The following is a 3,676-nucleotide window of genomic DNA, read 5'->3' as shown; positions in this document are numbered from 1 at the left end:
AGAACAGGACGCAAAGAGCCTCGGTGCAGAAAACGCAGAACAAAGACATATCCTCCACTAAAAAAAGCTCGAGGTTTATACAAAAATGCGGCTTAACTTAGTGCCATTAGGACAATACCCGCTTTTGGATTTGATTATCTCTATTTTATGTGGTGTTGTTTTTATGTTGGTCTTCTTTTTAGCGATGAAACATCTTGGCTATCCTAATAATGACTATCCTTATCAGCAAGATGGCAAAAAGAAACTTAGATAGTCATCAATATGGGTTATATAGCAAGGCTGAAAATACCCGTACGGATTTCTAAGCGCTTTATTTCAAACATACTATCGGGCGAATTTGTATGCTATAAATGACTTCTGCATTTAATAGTTTTGGGGGACGATTTGATAAAAATTTATGGCGGAATGGACGGGATTCGAACCCGCGACCTCCTGCGTGACAGGCAGGCATTCTAACCAGCTGAACTACCACTCCGCTATATGGTGCCGACACCAGGACTTGAACCCGGAACCTGCCGATTACAAGTCGGCTGCTCTACCAGTTGAGCCATGTCGGCGACAGGAATGAATTCTATAGATTTCCAAATATAAGTCAACATCTAATTTTAAAAAAAATCAAAAATGTTATAATCATGTTCGAAATTACAACAAAACAAAGGAAAAACGCATGACAACAGCGATAAACACAGTTGGCAAGACATATACAAGGCCTTGGGGAACCTATAAAACAATTGAGCAAGGAGAAGGCTTTCAGGCAAAAATAATTGAAGTCATCCCGGGGGGGTGTTTGTCTTTGCAAAAGCATTTTAAACGGGCCGAGCACTGGGTTGTTATTCAGGGTGTTGCGACGATTACGATTGATGAAGATACACGTGATTATAATGTAAATGAGCATGTATATATTCCTAAAGAGTCTGTACATCGCTTGCAAAACAAAACAAATGCGCCAGTTGCTATTATTGAGGTGCAAATTGGAAGCTATTTAGGCGAAGATGATATTGTTCGATTAGAAGATGTTTATAATCGAGGGTAATTGTTTGTTTAACCCTTTTTTTACTGATCTTTAAAAATTCGTTAAAAATCAATGGCTTACAACAAGGCATAAAAACTTTGGTTAAAATAAGGTTTTATTGTTTAAAACCTTATTTTATAATGCTTTTGGCAATTAAATTTGCAGTTCACTGCCGCACAGGCAGCTTAGAAAACTCAATGGAATACACAAGTTGTTGTAGCCTTGTTCACTGCCGCACAGGCAGCTTAGAAAGAAAAAACAGTTTAATAAATTTGGAGGGTATAGTTCACTGCCGCACAGGGTGAGGCGGAAAAGTAAAGCACCAATGGATGCTTTACCCGCCAAACGCCCGAAGCACTGATAGCGCAGGGCTGCTTGCAAGATAATGCAGGATAGCATTATTGCGGCAAGGCTTAGAAAACCTAATTTTGTTTGATATCCTTTTTTTATCTGGTTCACTGCCGCACAGGGTGAGGCGGAAAAGGTAAAACACCAATGGATGTTTTACCCGCCAAACGCCCGAAGCATTGATAGCGCAGGGCTGCTTGCAAGATAATGCAGGATAGCATTATTGCGGCAAGGCTTAGAAATCATGATTACAACACACTAAATAACTAAAGTTACGCACTTTCCATCTTTGTATATTACTTCAAAAACTTCTCATTCATTACTGCCTGGTTGGTCACATAAATATTCTCAATGCTGGCCTTCCTGAAAAGCAAAGCTTTGGCGGGAATCTAAGCCAGAACATTGCTTATCAATAACGGTTTAAGCCTGATAAAAAAGCTTATTTAGCTGTAGAAAAGGATAAATTTATTACATTGGCCATAAATTCTTTTAGGTTACCAACGATCATCCTTGAACAATAGCGGTTAGGGGTTAATGTAACAATTTTGATTTATGACGATGGGCGATTTTTTTTGAATTTTAGCTACGAAACTTTATTGCGATTGGGTATAATGATGTTTATAACAAGGGATGTGATACTTTTATATGGAGCAATTAACGGATCTTAAAGCTATTTTGCATTCAAAGCGTGCCAATATATATTATCTTGAGAAGTGTCGTGTGATGCAAAAAGATGGGCGCGTGCTTTATTTAATGGAAGCAAAAGATGATAACCAATATTGGAATATTCCCATTGCTAATACGACAGTAATTTTACTGGGAACAGGAACGTCAATTACGCAAGCAGCAATGCGTATGTTAGCCTCAGCTGGTGTTTTAGTCGGGTTTTGTGGCGGTGGTGGAACACCACTATTAACTGCAAATGAAGTTGAATGGTTAACACCACAAAGTGAATACCGTCCAACAGAGTATGTGCAAGGTTGGCTTTCATTTTGGTTTGACGAGAATAAGCGCTTTAACGCGGCAAAAATGTTTCAGCAAAGCTGGCTTGATTTCATTCAAACTATTTGGCAAAAAGATAAAGATATTGCAGGCTTTGGTTTTAACTCGCCTTTAGCCCAAAAGCAGTTATCTGAAGCCAAAGCACAAATAAATGAAGCTAAAGATATTCAAAACCTTTTTACAATAGAGGCACATTTAACCCGGCGCTTATATAAATTTGCCGCTGAAATTGCCCAAGAAGATGGCTTTAAAAGGACTCGTGATCAGGGCATTAGTTTGAGTAACGATTTTTTAAATCATGGAAATTATTTAGCTTATGGTCTTGGTGCAACGACTCTATGGGTATTAGGGATTCCACATGGCTTTGCTGTGATGCATGGGAAGACACGCCGTGGCGCTCTTATTTTCGATGTGGCTGATTTGGTTAAAGATGCCATTGTTTTGCCTATGGCTTTTATGAGTGCCAAGGAAGGTTTATCTGAACAGGATTTTCGTGATGAATGTATTAATAAATTCACCGACCATAAAGCACTGGATTTTATGTTTGATTGTGTTAAAAAGGTTGCATTGGAGATGGATGAGTGATTGTCACATTTATTTCACAATGTGAAAAAAAGGCAATCAAGCGCACCGCACGTGTATTGGATAGCTTTGCTAATCGTATTGGCAAACGAGCCTGGCAGACACCGATTACACAAGAAGGTTTACATGCAGTTAAAAAGTTGCTTAGAAAAACCGCAAGCAAAAATACTGCTGTGAGTTGTCATAGAATCGTCAGTCGTAGCCGAACAGAGCTTGTTTGGGTAGTAGGGCATAAACAAGCTTTTAATCATCAGGGTGTTGTACCGGTTAACTATACATCGAAGGAATTAATTATGGGTGCGCCAAGCAAAGCTAAGGCAATCAAGCTGGACAATCCAGCCCAGAAAAAGGCTAGCCACCAGTCTGGAACCGAACTACACATAATGCAAGGTAACGAACATTATGAAGCTGTAGTAAGGGCGGTCTATCAGCCACAACGCGAGTGAAGGTATTGAGCCCCGTAATATACCATCGTCGCACCTGATCAAGGTTTTCATATGCCTGAAATCAGCACTACGCAATACGTAAAGGCGAGTATGCGTGGAGGTGTCGGGGTCTGAGTCCGTAGCGGGTAGATGAACTGATTGCTTTGGAACTTGGGAGAACCTTGCTATTTCTGAATGCTTATCTTGGAGCCTAAAAAGCTAGAGATAAGCTTAGCAAGGTAGTCGGACTAGCTCATAGTAGAGGTGTAAATAGGGTAATGCCTAATGGCACTAAGTTAAGCCGCAT

At 39.9% G+C, this 3,676-nt stretch carries 5 protein-coding genes and 2 tRNA genes; 4 read left to right on the top strand and 3 right to left on the bottom strand.

What is annotated here, in order from left to right; translation table 11 throughout:
• The first annotated feature begins 85 nt into the window (after window positions 1-85).
• Window positions 86-253 carry a hypothetical protein gene (locus tag DNK84_RS14265; RefSeq protein ID WP_162902248.1) on the top strand — a complete coding sequence of 56 codons (168 nt, stop codon included), beginning with the start codon at window positions 86-88 and terminating at the stop codon, window positions 251-253.
• Window positions 254-398: 145 nt separating this feature from the next.
• On the opposite strand, the gene DNK84_RS05310 is transcribed toward DNK84_RS14265, so the two are convergent.
• Window positions 399-475 (bottom strand) — tRNA-Asp (locus DNK84_RS05310).
• 6 nt (window positions 476-481) lie between these two features.
• Window positions 482-557, bottom strand: a tRNA-Thr gene (locus DNK84_RS05305).
• A gap of 110 nt (window positions 558-667) precedes the next feature.
• Here DNK84_RS05305 and DNK84_RS05300 point away from each other — a divergent pair.
• Window positions 668-1,033 carry a phosphomannose isomerase type II C-terminal cupin domain gene (locus tag DNK84_RS05300; RefSeq protein WP_119343518.1) on the top strand — a complete coding sequence of 122 codons (366 nt, stop codon included), beginning with the start codon at window positions 668-670 and terminating at the stop codon, window positions 1,031-1,033.
• A 132-nt stretch (window positions 1,034-1,165) separates the two neighbouring features.
• Here DNK84_RS05300 and DNK84_RS14260 read toward each other — a convergent pair whose 3' ends face one another.
• A complete protein-coding gene (locus DNK84_RS14260; RefSeq protein ID WP_162902247.1) occupies window positions 1,166-1,471 on the bottom strand; it encodes a hypothetical protein in 306 nt (101 codons plus the stop codon).
• 534 nt (window positions 1,472-2,005) lie between these two features.
• Here DNK84_RS14260 and cas1f point away from each other — a divergent pair.
• Window positions 2,006-2,947: a type I-F CRISPR-associated endonuclease Cas1f gene (cas1f, locus tag DNK84_RS05295; protein ID WP_119343517.1), complete on the top strand. Its 942-nt coding sequence runs from the start codon at window positions 2,006-2,008 to the stop codon at window positions 2,945-2,947.
• The gene (locus DNK84_RS14780) at window positions 2,944-3,390 is read left to right on the top strand and encodes a hypothetical protein (RefSeq protein WP_235826828.1); all 447 of its coding nucleotides are present in this window, start codon (window positions 2,944-2,946) and stop codon (window positions 3,388-3,390) included. Before cas1f ends, DNK84_RS14780 begins: the two co-directional genes overlap by 4 nt.
• Window positions 3,391-3,676 lie beyond the last annotated feature (286 nt).

The organism is Facilibium subflavum (assembly GCF_003574485.1).
In the GTDB taxonomy this organism is placed as follows: domain Bacteria; phylum Pseudomonadota; class Gammaproteobacteria; order Francisellales; family Francisellaceae; genus Facilibium; species Facilibium subflavum.
This window is presented reverse-complemented; position numbering and strand designations above follow the sequence as displayed.